At 70.2% G+C, this 12,575-nt stretch carries 13 protein-coding genes; 5 read left to right on the top strand and 8 right to left on the bottom strand.

Annotated elements, in window-relative coordinates; translation table 11 throughout:
• Positions 1-117: 117 nt before the first annotated feature.
• From ACWGJP_RS00895 to ACWGJP_RS00910, 4 genes are read left to right on the top strand one after another with little or no spacing between them, the layout of a single operon-like run.
• Positions 118-1,284, top strand: coding sequence for an MFS transporter (locus tag ACWGJP_RS00895; protein WP_452329475.1), 1,167 nt, complete (start codon positions 118-120; stop codon positions 1,282-1,284).
• Entirely contained in the window at positions 1,281-2,174 is an 894-nt protein-coding gene (locus ACWGJP_RS00900) for a sugar kinase (protein WP_452327864.1), read from the top strand. The genes ACWGJP_RS00895 and ACWGJP_RS00900 overlap by 4 nt, the downstream gene beginning before the upstream one ends.
• Before the next feature lie 20 nt (positions 2,175-2,194).
• Positions 2,195-2,950 carry an alpha/beta fold hydrolase gene (locus ACWGJP_RS00905; RefSeq protein ID WP_452327865.1) on the top strand — a complete coding sequence of 252 codons (756 nt, stop codon included), beginning with the start codon at positions 2,195-2,197 and terminating at the stop codon, positions 2,948-2,950.
• Complete coding sequence (locus ACWGJP_RS00910; protein WP_452327866.1) at positions 2,947-4,113, top strand: acyl-CoA dehydrogenase family protein; 1,167 nt, start codon at positions 2,947-2,949, stop codon at positions 4,111-4,113. Before ACWGJP_RS00905 ends, ACWGJP_RS00910 begins: the two co-directional genes overlap by 4 nt.
• Positions 4,114-4,137: 24 nt before the next feature.
• Here the strand turns inward: ACWGJP_RS00910 and ACWGJP_RS00915 are convergent, their stop codons facing one another.
• The 6 genes from ACWGJP_RS00915 to ACWGJP_RS00940 are packed head-to-tail and all read right to left on the bottom strand — an operon-like array spanning position 4,138 to position 9,931.
• Positions 4,138-4,674 carry a HutD family protein gene (locus ACWGJP_RS00915; RefSeq protein ID WP_452327867.1) on the bottom strand — a complete coding sequence of 179 codons (537 nt, stop codon included), beginning with the start codon at positions 4,672-4,674 and terminating at the stop codon, positions 4,138-4,140.
• Between the two features lie 4 nt (positions 4,675-4,678).
• Positions 4,679-5,023, bottom strand: coding sequence for a P-II family nitrogen regulator (locus tag ACWGJP_RS00920; RefSeq protein WP_452327868.1), 345 nt, complete (start codon positions 5,021-5,023; stop codon positions 4,679-4,681).
• 25 nt (positions 5,024-5,048) lie between these two features.
• A complete protein-coding gene (locus tag ACWGJP_RS00925; protein ID WP_452327869.1) occupies positions 5,049-6,320 on the bottom strand; it encodes an ammonium transporter in 1,272 nt (423 codons plus the stop codon).
• Positions 6,321-6,356: 36 nt separating this feature from the next.
• Positions 6,357-7,580, bottom strand: a complete 1,224-nt coding sequence (locus ACWGJP_RS00930; protein WP_452327870.1) for an allantoate amidohydrolase — start codon at positions 7,578-7,580, stop codon at positions 6,357-6,359.
• On the bottom strand, positions 7,577-8,773 hold the full coding sequence (locus ACWGJP_RS00935; RefSeq protein WP_452327871.1) for an FAD-dependent oxidoreductase: 1,197 nt from the start codon (positions 8,771-8,773) through the stop codon (positions 7,577-7,579). Before ACWGJP_RS00935 ends, ACWGJP_RS00930 begins: the two co-directional genes overlap by 4 nt.
• A 3-nt stretch (positions 8,774-8,776) precedes the next feature.
• On the bottom strand, positions 8,777-9,931 hold the full coding sequence (locus ACWGJP_RS00940; RefSeq protein WP_452327872.1) for a tyramine oxidase subunit B: 1,155 nt from the start codon (positions 9,929-9,931) through the stop codon (positions 8,777-8,779).
• A 148-nt stretch (positions 9,932-10,079) separates the two neighbouring features.
• On the opposite strand from ACWGJP_RS00940, the gene ACWGJP_RS00945 reads away from it, so the two are divergent.
• Positions 10,080-10,994 carry a LysR family transcriptional regulator gene (locus tag ACWGJP_RS00945; protein ID WP_452327873.1) on the top strand — a complete coding sequence of 305 codons (915 nt, stop codon included), beginning with the start codon at positions 10,080-10,082 and terminating at the stop codon, positions 10,992-10,994.
• Between the two features lie 33 nt (positions 10,995-11,027).
• Here the strand turns inward: ACWGJP_RS00945 and ACWGJP_RS00950 are convergent, their stop codons facing one another.
• Together ACWGJP_RS00950 and ACWGJP_RS00955 are read right to left on the bottom strand one after the other, a co-directional pair.
• A complete protein-coding gene (locus ACWGJP_RS00950) occupies positions 11,028-11,756 on the bottom strand; it encodes a FadR/GntR family transcriptional regulator (protein ID WP_452327874.1) in 729 nt (242 codons plus the stop codon).
• Positions 11,757-11,778: 22 nt separating this feature from the next.
• Positions 11,779-12,558 (bottom strand): 3-oxoacyl-ACP reductase, encoded by a 780-nt coding sequence (locus ACWGJP_RS00955; RefSeq protein WP_452327875.1) that lies wholly within the window; start codon positions 12,556-12,558, stop codon positions 11,779-11,781.
• Between the last annotated feature and the right edge of the window lie 17 nt (positions 12,559-12,575).

The raw sequence follows: 12,575 nt of genomic DNA on the forward strand, positions 1-12,575 counted from the left end.
CCCCGGCGTGTCGCGGCGTGTCGCACCGGACGGGGTGATGACGTCCTGCCGAGGCGTCGCTACCGTTGTCTGGTGGCGGGATATCGAGACCTTCTTCGCACCCCCGGCGTCGGCCGGATGATCGCGGCGCAGCTCACCGCGCGCTTCCCCGGCGGCATGGCGTCCCTCGCGATCCTGCTGCACGTGGAGCAGCAGACCGGATCGTACGGCGCCGCGGGTCTCGTCCTCGCCGCGACATCGGTCGGACAGGCCGTCGCCGGCCCCGTCACCAGCCGCTGGATGGGCGCGTGGGGCATGCGCAGGGTGATCTCACTGACGGCATCCGTCTGCATCCTCGCCGTGCTCGGGTTGGCAGTGCTCCCGCTGTCCCTGCCCGGCTACATGGCATTGGGGATGCTCTCGGGGCTCTCGACCCCGCCCATCCAGTCCGCCGTGCGGACGATCTACCCGAAGCTCGTGAACTCCTCGCAGCTCACCCCGCTGTTCGCCCTGGATGCATCCCTGCAGGAGATCATCTGGATCCTGGCACCCGTCGTCATCACCCTCGTGTCGACTCAGGTGGGCACGACCGAGGGGCTGCTGCTCGTCGCGATCATGCTCGTCGTGGGCTGCGGGTGGTTCATCCTCTCCCCCGAGGTCGGCCGTGTGCGCATCCCGCGCAGCCGGCACGGCTTCGGCCGGGTCGTGCTCAAGTCGCCGGTGGCACTGGCCACCGTGATCGGGTTCCTGCTCATCGGCGCCTGCTCCGCCGTCGAGGTGGGCGTGGTCGCGACCTTCGAGCACGGCAGCCTGGAGGCAGGCCTCGTGCTGGCCGTCTTCTCGGTGGGAAGCCTCGTCGGCGGCCTCTCTTTCGGGCACATCCCGATCGGCCCCTGGGCGATGGCGCGACGTCTGGTGCTGGTCACCGTCGGGCTGTGCCTGACGATGTTCATGCTGAACGCCTTCTGGCTCGGCGCGACGCTCTTCATCGCCGGGATGGGCATCGCACCCGCCCTCGCGGTGCTCTTCGCCATCACGACGGCGAGCGTGAAGTTCAGCGAGACGGCCGAGGCGTTCGGCTGGGCGGGGACGGGACAGCTCATCGGCGCCGCTGCGGGCTCGGCGATCGCGGGATTCCTCGTCGACAGCACAGGCGGCGCGCGAGGCGCGTATCTCGCCGCGGCCCTGTTCGCTATCGTCGGAGTGGTCGTCTCCGTGGTGTTCGTCCGTGCCTTCCCCGACCTGCGCCATCGCGACCCCAGCCCCTATCCGGACACCGAACCCGTGGCGGTCACCCCTTCATGAGCAGCACCCCAGAGATCGTCTGCATCGGCGAGACCATGATCCTCGTCACCCCGACCGATGAGACGCTCGCCGCCGCATCCGAAGCGTCTCTCGGGCTGGCAGGGGCCGAGTCCAACGTCGCCGCAGGCCTCGCCGCCGCCGGGCACAGGGTCGCCTGGGCCTCCAGGCTCGGCGCGGATCCGCTCGGCGACCGCATCGTGTCAGAGCTGGAGCGCCGTGGCGTCCAGCCATGGATCGAGCGCGACGCCGATGCCCCCACCGGAGTGATGTTCAAGGACCCAGGCGCCGAGGGCTCGTCGGTCTTCTACTACCGGCGAGGTTCGGCGGCATCTCGGATGTCTGCCGGATTCCTCGACGTCCAGCGCCTCTCGGACGTCCGCATCGTGCACACCACCGGCATCACCCCTGCGCTCTCCGCGTCGGCCGGTGCGATGGTCGACCGGCTCTTCGCCGATGCCCGGACCGCGGGCGCCCTCGTCTCCTTCGACGTCAACGACCGGCGCGCGCTCTGGTCGTTGGAAGAGGCCGCAGCCGTGCTCGCCCGACTGGCCGACGCCGCCGACATCGCCTTCGTCGGTCGCGACGAGGCCGAACGGATCTGGGGCACGGCGACGCCGGAGGAGATCCGCGCGCATCTGCCGCACTGCGCGCTGCTGGTCGTCAAGGACGGCGATGTCGGCGCGACGGCATTCGAGGCAGGCGAGCCGGCGGTGTTCGTCCCCGCCCCGGTCGTCGACGTCGTCGAGCCGGTCGGTGCCGGCGATGCCTTCGCATCCGGGTTCCTGTCTGCGACGCTGCGCAGCCTCCCCCTCGCCGAGCGTCTGCAGTGCGGGCATGAAGCCGCTGCCCGCGTTCTCACGATCGCTGCGGACATGCCTCCGCTGGCCTGAGGCCGCCGTAGGCTGATCCCGTGGCTGCTCTGACTCTGCCCCGGCTGTCCTGGGGCTCACCGGATTCTGCGAAGAACGCCCTGCTCGTGCACGGGCTCGGCTCCTCTGGCGCCCTGATGTGGCGCCTCGGCGATGCGCTGGCCGATGCCGGCTGGCACGCGGTCGCGGTCGACCTGCGCGGCCACGGCGACGCACCGCGCGCGCTGGACTACACCGTCGGCGCGTATGCCGAGGACGTCCGCGCGACGCTGCCGGCATCCGGCGGCTCCTGGGATGCGGTCATCGGCCACTCGCTGGGCGGCGCGGCCGGCACGGTGGCAGCGGCATCCGCCCCCTCCTGGACGAACCGGCTCGTCCTCATCGACCCCGCCATCCTCGTGGCCGATCGGGATGCGACGATCGTGCGGCGGAGTCAGGAGCGCGCCTTCGCGGACAACCGCATCGACGTCGTCCGCGAGGAGCACCCGCACTGGCACGAGCAGGACCTCGAGCTCAAGGTGGACGCCGTGACCCGCGCGAGCGCGTGGGCCGTCGCGCAGACGAGCACGCAGAACACCCCGTGGGACGTACGGAACGCGGCCCGCGCCCTGACGGTGCCGACCCACGTCATCGGAGCGGATCCCGAGGTATACAGCCTGTTCACCGGGCCGGTCGCCGACGACGTGCTCGCCGCGAACCCGCTCATCACCATGTCGATCGTCGAGGGCGCGGGGCACTCGCCGCACCGTGACAAGCCGGACGACACCGTGCGTCAGCTCCTGGAGGCTCTCTCGTGAGCGCCTCGGGCTTCGATCCGGCCGCCTACCTGCCCGATGACCTCATCGAACGCATCCGCGAGCGCGCACCGATCCACGATCGCGAGAACACCTTCCCCCAGCAGGATCTCGACGAGCTGAGGGAGGCCGGATACCTGCGCATCCTCGTGCCTGCCTCACTCGGCGGAGCAGGGCTCGGTCTCGAAGAGGCCGCCGTGCTGCAGCAGCGCCTGGCGAGCGCTGCGCCCGCGACCGCCCTCGCGATCAACATGCATCTCGTCTGGACCGGCGTCGCGAAGGTCTTCAGCGACCGCGGCATCGCCGGGCTGGAGTTCGTGCAGACCGGTGCCGTCGCCGGTGAGGTGTTCGCGTTCGGGATCAGCGAGGGCGGCAACGACCTCGTCCTCTTCGGCAGCGACACCGCCGCGGTTCCCACGGCGGACGGCGGGTATGCGTTCACCGGCACGAAGATCTTCACCTCGCTCGCCCCGGTCTGGACGAGGCTCGGACTCCACGGGCTCGATACGACATCCCCCGACGCACCCAAGCTCGTGTTCGCGTTCGTCGACCGCAGCGACGCCATCGTGACGGGTGACGACTGGGACACCCTCGGAATGCGTGCGACGCAGAGTCGGACGACCCGGTTGAACGACGCCGTGGCATCCCCCGCGCACGTCGTGCGCCGGATCGATCCCGGCCCGAGCCCCGACCCCATCGTCTTCGGGATCTTCAGCGTGTTCGAGATCCTTCTCGCCTCGGTGTACACCGGCATAGCGCACCGCGCGCTGGAGCTCGCCGTGGCGACCGTGCAGGCGCGGCGCTCGAAGAAGACCGGCGCCGCCTACAGCCAGGACCCCGACATCCGCTGGCGCATCGCCGACATGGCCCTCGCCTACGACGCGCTGCCGCCCCAGATCGCCGCTCTCGCGCGTGATGTGGATGCCATGGCCGACCATGGCGGCCGCTGGTTCACGCTCCTGTCGGGCGTGAAGCACCGCGCCGTGACCATGGCCAAGCAGGTCGTCGACGAAGCGATCCTCACCGCGGGCGGCGGGGCGTACTTCTCCTCCAACGAGCTGTCACGGCTGTATCGCGATGTCATCGCGGGGATGTTCCATCCGAGCGATCCCGAATCCGCGCATGCGACCGCCGCGAGCGCGTGGCTGGGGCCTCTCGAGGGCTGACGTCGAGCTGCCCGCCGCAACTCGTCACTGCGCGGAGGCGAGCGCGCGGATGCGGACCGACACGACCGCGTCGTCGGGAGCGACCAGACGCGCCCATGCACCGGGAAGCAGAACCGTCCCCGGCTCGAGCGCGCAGCCGTCCATTGCTGCCCCCGCGCCCGCCACGACCACGGCATCCGCGTCCGCTGCGACGGGCACCGGCAGCCCTGCGCGCACGTCCATCGCCGCAGCGGCCCTTCGCACCATGAGGTTGACCACGGACACCGGGCCGCTGACCGTCTCGGCGGTGACGGGGTCCTCACCGCGGAAGGCGATCAGCAGCCCCCGGTTCGCGTCCTGGAGCCGACCATCGATCCGCAGCAGCAGCCCCTCCCCGCGCACCGGGATGAGCACCCTGCTCACGCCGGGCAGTTCCGAGAAGGGAGCCCGTCCGTCGATCTCGGCGACGCTGATGCGCCAGTTCTCGCGCTCCAGCAGCACGCGCGTGATCCCGAGGCCGTTCGCCCACGGCACCGACGCGACGTCGGCGGGCCGAACGACCCCGGGATCGGCGTGCAGCATCGTGCTACTGCTGGACCGCGGTCGGACCGGTCTCACCGGTGCGGACGCGGATCACCTGCGCGACCTCGGTCACCCAGATCTTGCCGTCACCGATCGACCCGGTGCGCGCAGCATCCTGGATCGCCGTCAGCGCGGCATCCAGCGCCTCATCGGTGACGACCGTCTCGATGCGGATCTTGGGGAGGAAGTCGACCTTGACCCGCTGAGAGCGGTACACCTCGACCTTGCCGGTCTGGGTGCCGTGCCCCTTCGCATCGGAGATCGTCATTCCGGCGACCCCCACCTCGGCGAGCGCGGTCTTGACGGGCTCCAGCGCGCTGGGCTGGACGACGGCGGTGATGAGCTTCATGTCACTGTCCTTTCGGGCGCGGCGCTCAGGAGCGCACGTCGTCCAGATCGTAGGCGGTCTCGGCGTGCAGGGTGGTGTCCAGACCGGTGTTCTCCACGGCGTCTGAGACGCGGAGCCCCATGGTCTTCTTCAGCGCCCAGGCGATCAGGGCGGTCACGATGAAGGTGTACACGAACACCGACACGATCGCCAGCGCCTGGGTCCCGAGCAGCGACCAGTCGCCGCCGAAGAAGATGCCCGTGGCACCCGCCGGGGAGGACGGATCGGCGAGGAACCCGATCGCCAGCGTGCCGAAGATGCCGGGGAACATGTGGATGGCGACGGCGTCCAGCGCGTCGTCGTAGCGGAGCTTCTCCTTCAGGCTCAGCGTGGCGAAGGCGACGACCCCGCCGAGGATCCCGATGATGATCGCGCCGACCGGCGAGACGGAGTTGGCCGCCGGCGTGATCGCCACCAGCCCGCCCAGGATGCCGGAGATCGCGCCGAGCGAGGTCGCGGCCTTCCGGACGATCCGCTCGACGATCAGCCATCCCAGCAGGCCTGCGCACGCCGCGATGAGCGTGTTCGTCACCGCGACGCCTGCGCTCTCGTTGATGCCTCCGGACGACCCGCCGTTGAAGCCGTACCAGCCCACGAGCAGCAGGCCGCCGCCCACGATCGCGATGGGCAGGTTGCCCGGCCGGCCGACGTGCGGGAAGTCGCGACGGCGTCCGAGGAAGAACGCCAGGACGAGAGCAGCGACACCCGCGTTCATGTGCACGGCCGTGCCTCCGGCGAAGTCGATGGCGTGCAGTCCGTTGGCGATCCAGCCGCCCGTCGTCGAGCCGTCCGCGGCGTCGAAGGCGAACACCCAGTGCGCCACGGGGAAGTACACCAGGGTCGCCCAGAGACCCGCGAAGACCAGCCACGCGGAGAACTTCATGCGCCCTTCGACCGCACCGCCGATGATGCCGACGGTGAGGCCGGCGAAGATCAGCTGGAACACCGCGATGAGGATGCCGGGGACCGCGCCCTCCGGCGTCTCAGCGCCCAGCAGCGACTGGATGCCGAAGAGTGTGGTCGGGTCCCCGATCAGCCCCGCTCCCCCCACGGAGTCGCCGAGGGTGAGGCCGTAGCCGAAGAGCACCCAGAGGACCGCCGTCACGGCGAATCCGCCGAACACGATCATCATGGTGTTGAGGATGTTCTTGGTGCGGGACAGCCCGCCGTAGTACAGCGCGAGACCGGGCAGCATCAGGGTGACGGCGACGGTCGCGGTGAGCATCCATCCCGTGTTGATCTGGGAGGTGATGTCCATGTCGTGCTCCTTTCGGGTTGATCGGGTCGATCGGGTTCAGCGTGTGAGCAGATTCTCGAGCACTCGGGTGAGCGCTTCGACCCCGGCCTGCACGTCGGCAGGCTCCGAGTGCTCGGCGGGAGTGTGCGAGGCGCCGCTGGGATTGCGGACGAAGAGCATCGCGGTCGGGATGGCCTCGGCGAGCACCCCCGCATCGTGCCCCGCCCCGGTGTCGAGGACGGGGGCATCGGGCAGGACGGACTGCAGCGCCGCACCGAGCGCAGGGTCGAACACCGCCGTCGGCGAGAAGGACTGCTCGCTCACGACGACCGCGCAGCCCTCGTCGTCGGCCGCCCGCACGATGTCCCCCGTCACCTGGGCGACGATCGCGCGGACGTCCTCCTCCGAGCGATGGCGGACGTCGATCCAGAGATCGACGGAGGAGGCGATGACATTGGTTCCCCCGGGGACGACCGAGATCCGGCCCACCGTGCCGCGCGCGTCATCGACGGCGAGGGTGCGCTCCCTGAGGCTTCGCACGGCGGCGGCCGCCACGACGACGGGATCCTGCCGATCCGCCATCCTCGTCGCGCCCGCGTGGTCACCCCGACCGTCGATCCGCACGTGCCACCGCCCGTGCGCGATGATCGCGCCGGCGATCGCCACCGGCTGATCGAGATCGATCAGACCGCGCCCCTGCTCGACGTGCAGCTCGACGAAGGCCGAGACGCCGTTCAGGCGTGCGGGATCGGCGCCGATGGCCCCGGGGTCGAAGCCGGCATCCGCCGCGACCTCCGCGTAGCTGCGACCGGTCTCGTCCCTGAGCGCCCTGACGCGCTCGGGGGCGAGGATGCCCGCGAGCAGGCGCGAGCCGAGGCACGCGACGCCGAACCGGGAGCCCTCCTCCTCGGGGAACACCGCGACGGCGAGCGGGCGCTTCAGCTGCACTCCCCCGGCTCTCAGCGCGTCGACGGCGGCGAGCCCGCTGACGACGCCGAGCGGACCGTCGAAGTTGCCGCCGCCGGGGACCGAGTCCAGGTGGGAGCCGGTGACGACGGCATCCGTCCGCGCGCGCCCCGGCACGTCCCACCATGCCCAGATGATGCCGTTGCCGTCGGTCTCGACCTCCAGATCGCGCTCGCGGGCGCGGGCGATGAACCAGGACCGCAGCGCGAGCTCCGCCTCCGAGAACACCGGTCGGCTGTACCCGCCCCTCGCTTCGTCGACGCCGATGCCGGCGATCTCGGCGAGCAGCGCGTTCGCATCAGCGCGCCCGCTCATGCGCCGACTCCGACGAAGCGCTGGCCCACAGCACGGAAGCGCTCGGCCGCGTGCTGAGAACCCGACACGAGATCGAGCACGAGCTCGCCGATGAGTGGAGCGAACTTCGCGCCCTGCCCGGAGCACGGCGAGACGATCGTGACGCCCGCGGCCCTGTCGATGATCATGTCGTCGCGCGGCACGTTGGTGAAAAGGCAGGTCGTCTCGGCATACGATTCCGGTGCGAGACCGGGGAGGAAGTCGCCCACGAACTCCGACACCCGCGCCCTGTTCTCCTGGTCGATGACGCCGTCCTGGTCTCGGGCGGATGCGATGGCCCGCCCGCCGTTGTACTCGGCGATCTTCTGGCCCCGGAAGCCCGCGTCGCGACCCCCTGGCAGGCTGTACGTCTGGATCTGCTCGCCCTTGTAGATGAACGTGGGCCAGCTCGTCGCATCCCCCGGCGCCGGCTCGCCCTGGTCCGCGGCATCCCGGTACGGGAAATGGAACGCGTTCTCCTGGCGCACCTCGAACTGCGGCATCGCATCGGCGAAGCCGCCGGGGAGATCGAGCTCGGCGAGCAGGGCGGGAAGCCATCCCCCCGCCGCGACGATGACCTGCTCGGCGTGCACACGGCGACCGGTCGCGGAGGTGATCTCGTAGCCGGTGAAGCCGTGCCTGACCGAGACGGCCTCCCAGCCAGTGCGCAGCTGTGCTCCCGCGGCCTGCGCGAGCTCGAGCATCGCGTGCACGGCGGACTCCGCATCGATGACGCCGGCGCCGGGATGCCACAGCGTCTCGGTGTCGAAGCGCAGCTGCGGCCACCGATCGGACGCCTGCTCACGGCTGAGCAGCTCGTGATCGACGCCGACCGTCTCCAGCACGTCGGCGAGGCCGCGCGGGTTGCGGACCGCGCCGAAGTCCAGCGAGCCGCTCGGCGTGATGAGTCGACGACCGCTGGCGGCCTCGAGCTCGTCCCAGGATGCCTTGGCACGCACGACGAGCTCTGCGTAGAACGGATCCAGATATCCGTAGCGGAAGATGCGGGCCGATCCGTGCGAGCTGCCGAGCTCGGATGCCGGGACATCGCGCTCGAGCACGATCACCTCGGCTCCGGTCTGCGCGAGCCGCCAGGCGGCCGCTGCACCGCTGAGCCCTGCTCCGATGATGGCGTAGGTCGCGGACTCGTTCCGCGATTCGTGCTGCGTGCTCATCGTTCAGGCCAGGTCGGGGGTGTTCCACAGGTTCAGCGTCGTGCCGATCCCCTGCGCGACCGCGTTCTCATAGATCGTCTTCGCCCAGGCGACATCCTCGACGCCCATGCCGCCGACGCTGAACAGCACGGGCTGCTCCTCGAACTCGCGGCCGACCGCCGTGCCGTCGAAGACGTCGCCGATGTTCACGACCCGCGAGGCGTCGAGCTCTCCTGCCTCGATGAGGTCCTGCCAGTACAGCCCGATCATGCCGAACGCGGTCTCGTGCGAGGGTGCCGGGTACTCCTCTGCCCACGCCTCGTAGATCTTCTTCGCGTCCGCGATGAGACGCGCCTTGCCCGAGAGCGTGTACTCCTTGTCCATGCGGAGGTTCGCGGGCAGGCTGAGGAACGCTCCCGGCTTGATCCAGTCGCCGTCGATGTACGGGTAGTTCTCCGATCCGACGAGGCCGGTCACGGCCTCCGAGACGATGTCGGAGTCGCGGACCGCACCCTCGACCGTATCGACGATCTCGATGGTCGTGAACTGCGGGTAGTGCTCGGCGACGTACGCCGCGAACGTCTCGGAGGTGGAGCGGCGACGACCGTTGATGCGGATCGTGTCGAGGCTCGGGCGGGCCGTGGTCATGGCGTGCAGCGCGCTCTTGTTCATCGCGCCCGGGCCGATGATGCCGAGCGTCTTGGCGTTCACCGGGGCCAGCTTCTTCGCGGCGGCGCCGGGGACCGCTGCCGTGCGGTAGGCGCTCTCCAGGTTTCCCGACATGATCGCGAAGGGCGCTCCGGTCTCCTTGTCGTTGAGCACGATGAGGTGGATCGACCGCGGCAGCCCCTTCTCGCGGTTGTCGATGTTCGAGCCGTACCACTTGACGCCGGCGGTGTCGAAGCGACCGCCGAGGTAGGCGGGCATGGCCATGAAACGGCGGTCCGCCGCATCCAACGGCATCCCGGGGAACGGAGAGGATGCCGGGAAGCCGATCTGCGCGCCGTGCGAATTGGCCGAGTTCCCCGCCATGCGATAGTCGCCCTTCGCCACGAGGACGAGGACCTCCTCCATGACCTCCATGCAGCGCGCCATGTCCTTCATCCCCGCGGCGATGACCTCCGGCTCGCTGAGGTAGAGCATGTCGATGCGGGTGTCGGGTGCGGTGTCTGCGGCCATGGGGTGTCCTCCGAATCGGGGTGGTTCCCCACCAGGAAACCCATCAGGACAACCCCAGGTCAAATACTGTTTTCCTGCCCGATTGATAGCGTTCTGCTCGCAATGCGTTCGTAACGGAGCGGTAATACGAGACCCGTATCGTGCGGGCATGGAACTGCGTCAGCTGCGATACTTCGTCACCGTCGCCGACGAGCTCCATTTCGGCAGGGCGGCGCAGAAGCTGCACATGTCGCAGCCCCCGCTGAGCGTCCAGGTCGGGCGGCTGGAGCAGGAGGTCGGGATGGCGCTCTTCGAGCGCACCACGCGTCGCGTCGCGCTCACCCCGGCCGGTCGCCATCTGCAGGCGAGAGCCCATCAGATCCTCGCGGAGGTGGATGCCATGCGCGGCGAGATGAGGGATTACGTCGACGGCCTCGCAGGCACACTGACCGCAGGGTTCGTGAGCTCGGCGAACTACACCGTGCTCCCCGGCGTCGTCCAGCTCTTCCGCGCACGCCGCCCCGGCGCGACGCTCTCGCTCGTGCCGCTCACCTCGGGCGAGCAGTTCGATCGGCTGCGGGACGGCACCCTCGACGTCGGGATCGTCCGCGACGAGCTGCCCGGCTCCGATCCGTCGTCCCCCGCGCTGACGACCGAGGTCGTCTTCGAGGAGCGCCTGGTCGCCTGTCTTCCGGTGGATCACCCGCTCGCAGGCCGCATCGAGGTGACCGCCCACGAGATCATCGAGGTGCCGCAGATCTCGTACCCGCGCTCGCTCATGCCCGGGTACGTCGACCGTGTCGCTGATGCGCTCTCGTCGACGGGACGCCGCCCGCACGTCGTCGAGGAGGTCGTTCATCAGGAGACCGCGCTCGGGTTCGTCGCGGCCGGAGTGGGTGCGAGCATCCTCCCCGAGTCCGTCCGTCAGCTCGTGCCGGCATCCATCGCGCTCGTGCCGCTGGCCGGTTCGCCGACGACGCGTCTGCTCGCCGCGCGGCGCGCCCAGCCGGACAACCGCGCGCTCGGCGACGCCTTCCTCGACCTCCTGCACGAGGCGGCGTCTTCGCTCACCCCGGCACCCTGAGGCAGCATGCCCCCGCGCAGGTCGCGCCTCCGCTCAGGAGAGGAAGCCACGCAGTAGCGCCTCTGACCCTGCGAGATGGTCGCGCATCGCGGCGTCCGCGGCATCCGGCTGGCCGGCCAGGATCGCCGTGACGATCCGGCCGTGCTGCTCGCCGGAATGCTCGATGTTGCGGGGAAGCAGTGGGAACGTGTCGAGCCAGACGTTCACCCGCGCCCTGTTCTCGGCGACGAGGGCGACGAGGGAGGGGATGCCTGCGGCCTCCGCGATCGCGAGATGCAGCAGCGTGTCCAGCCGTCGGTACTCCTCCGGCCCTGCGGGCAGCGCCGCCTCATGACGCGCCCACAGGTCGGCGCGGGTCGCGGCATCCAGCGGCCTCGCTGCGGCGCCGCGCGCCGCACCGCTCTCCAGCACACGGCGCAGGCCCAGCACGTCATCGATCTCGGCGGGTTCCGCGCGACCGGCGTCCCTCGGGCTCGGCAACGGATCAGCCACGAACGTCCCGCCGTACCTTCCGCGCCGAGGCACGAGGTAGCCCGCATCGGCGAGCTCCCTGATGGCCTCGCGCACCGTGTCGCGGCTGACGCCGTACGACGCGGCGAGCTCGCGCTCCGGAGGAAGCGAGTCTCCGGGGGCCACGACGCCGAGCCGCACGGTCTGCACGAGTCTCGCGACCGTGTCCTCCAGCGCATTCCCCTGCCGGAGCGGCCGGTAGACCGCCCTGCGTACGCCCTCCAGCTCGCTCTCGGGAAGGGGAATGCTCATCGTCTCAGCCTCTCACAGCCGATCAGAGCGGCGTGACGTAGGCGTTCGTGATGCCGCCGTCGACCACGAACGCGCTGGCGGTGATGAAGGACGAGTCGTCGGACGCCAGGAACGCGACCGCGGCGGCGAGCTCCTCGGGCTCCGCGAAGCGCCCCATCGGCACGTGCACGAGACGGCGCTGGGCGCGCTCCGGATCCTTCGCGAACAGCTCCTGCAGCAGCGGCGTGTTCACCGGGCCGGGGCACAGCGCGTTCACGCGCACGCCCTGTCGGGCGAACTGCACGCCGAGCTCCCTGGACATCGCGAGCACCCCGCCCTTGGACGCGGTGTAGCTGATCTGCGAGGTGGCAGAGCCCAGCAGCGCGACGAAGGAGGCCGTGTTGATGATCGAGCCTCGGCCGGCCGGCACCATGTGCCGCAGCGCTGCGCGGCTGCAGAGGTACACGCTCTTCAGGTTGACGTCCTGCACGCGGTCCCACGCGGGCAGCTCCGTCGTCTCGATCGAGTCGTCATCGGCCGGGGAGATTCCGGCGTTGTTGAAGGCGATGTCGAGGCGGCCGAACTCGGCGGCCACGCCGTCGAAGAGCGCGTTCACCTTGTCCTCGTCGGCGACGTCGACCGGCCTGAAGACGCCGCCCACCTCGCTCGCGGCGGCTTCGCCCGTGGCCGGGTCGACGTCGGCGATCACGACGAAGGCGCCCTCGGCGGCGAAACGTCGGGCGGTGGCGAGGCCGATGCCGCTCGCGCCGCCGGTGATCACCGCGACTCGGTCCTTCAGACGCTGGGTGAGATCGATGGTCATGTGTACTCCTCCGGGTG

The sequence above is a fragment of the Microbacterium sp. NPDC055903 genome (genome assembly GCF_053615555.1).

Coding starts and splice junctions, on each gene's coding strand:
- ACWGJP_RS00895 (WP_452329475.1), top strand. CDS start 118: ATGATCGCGGCGCAGCTCACCGCGCGCTTCCCCGGCGGCATGGCGTCC.
- ACWGJP_RS00900 (WP_452327864.1), top strand. CDS start 1,281: ATGAGCAGCACCCCAGAGATCGTCTGCATCGGCGAGACCATGATCCTC.
- ACWGJP_RS00915 (WP_452327867.1), bottom strand. CDS start 4,674: ATGCTGCACGCCGATCCCGGGGTCGTTCGGCCCGCCGACGTCGCGTCG.
- ACWGJP_RS00920 (WP_452327868.1), bottom strand. CDS start 5,023: ATGAAGCTCATCACCGCCGTCGTCCAGCCCAGCGCGCTGGAGCCCGTC.
- ACWGJP_RS00925 (WP_452327869.1), bottom strand. CDS start 6,320: ATGGACATCACCTCCCAGATCAACACGGGATGGATGCTCACCGCGACC.
- ACWGJP_RS00930 (WP_452327870.1), bottom strand. CDS start 7,580: ATGAGCGGGCGCGCTGATGCGAACGCGCTGCTCGCCGAGATCGCCGGC.
- ACWGJP_RS00935 (WP_452327871.1), bottom strand. CDS start 8,773: ATGAGCACGCAGCACGAATCGCGGAACGAGTCCGCGACCTACGCCATC.
- ACWGJP_RS00940 (WP_452327872.1), bottom strand. CDS start 9,931: ATGGCCGCAGACACCGCACCCGACACCCGCATCGACATGCTCTACCTC.
- ACWGJP_RS00945 (WP_452327873.1), top strand. CDS start 10,080: ATGGAACTGCGTCAGCTGCGATACTTCGTCACCGTCGCCGACGAGCTC.
- ACWGJP_RS00950 (WP_452327874.1), bottom strand. CDS start 11,756: ATGAGCATTCCCCTTCCCGAGAGCGAGCTGGAGGGCGTACGCAGGGCG.
- ACWGJP_RS00955 (WP_452327875.1), bottom strand. CDS start 12,558: ATGACCATCGATCTCACCCAGCGTCTGAAGGACCGAGTCGCGGTGATC.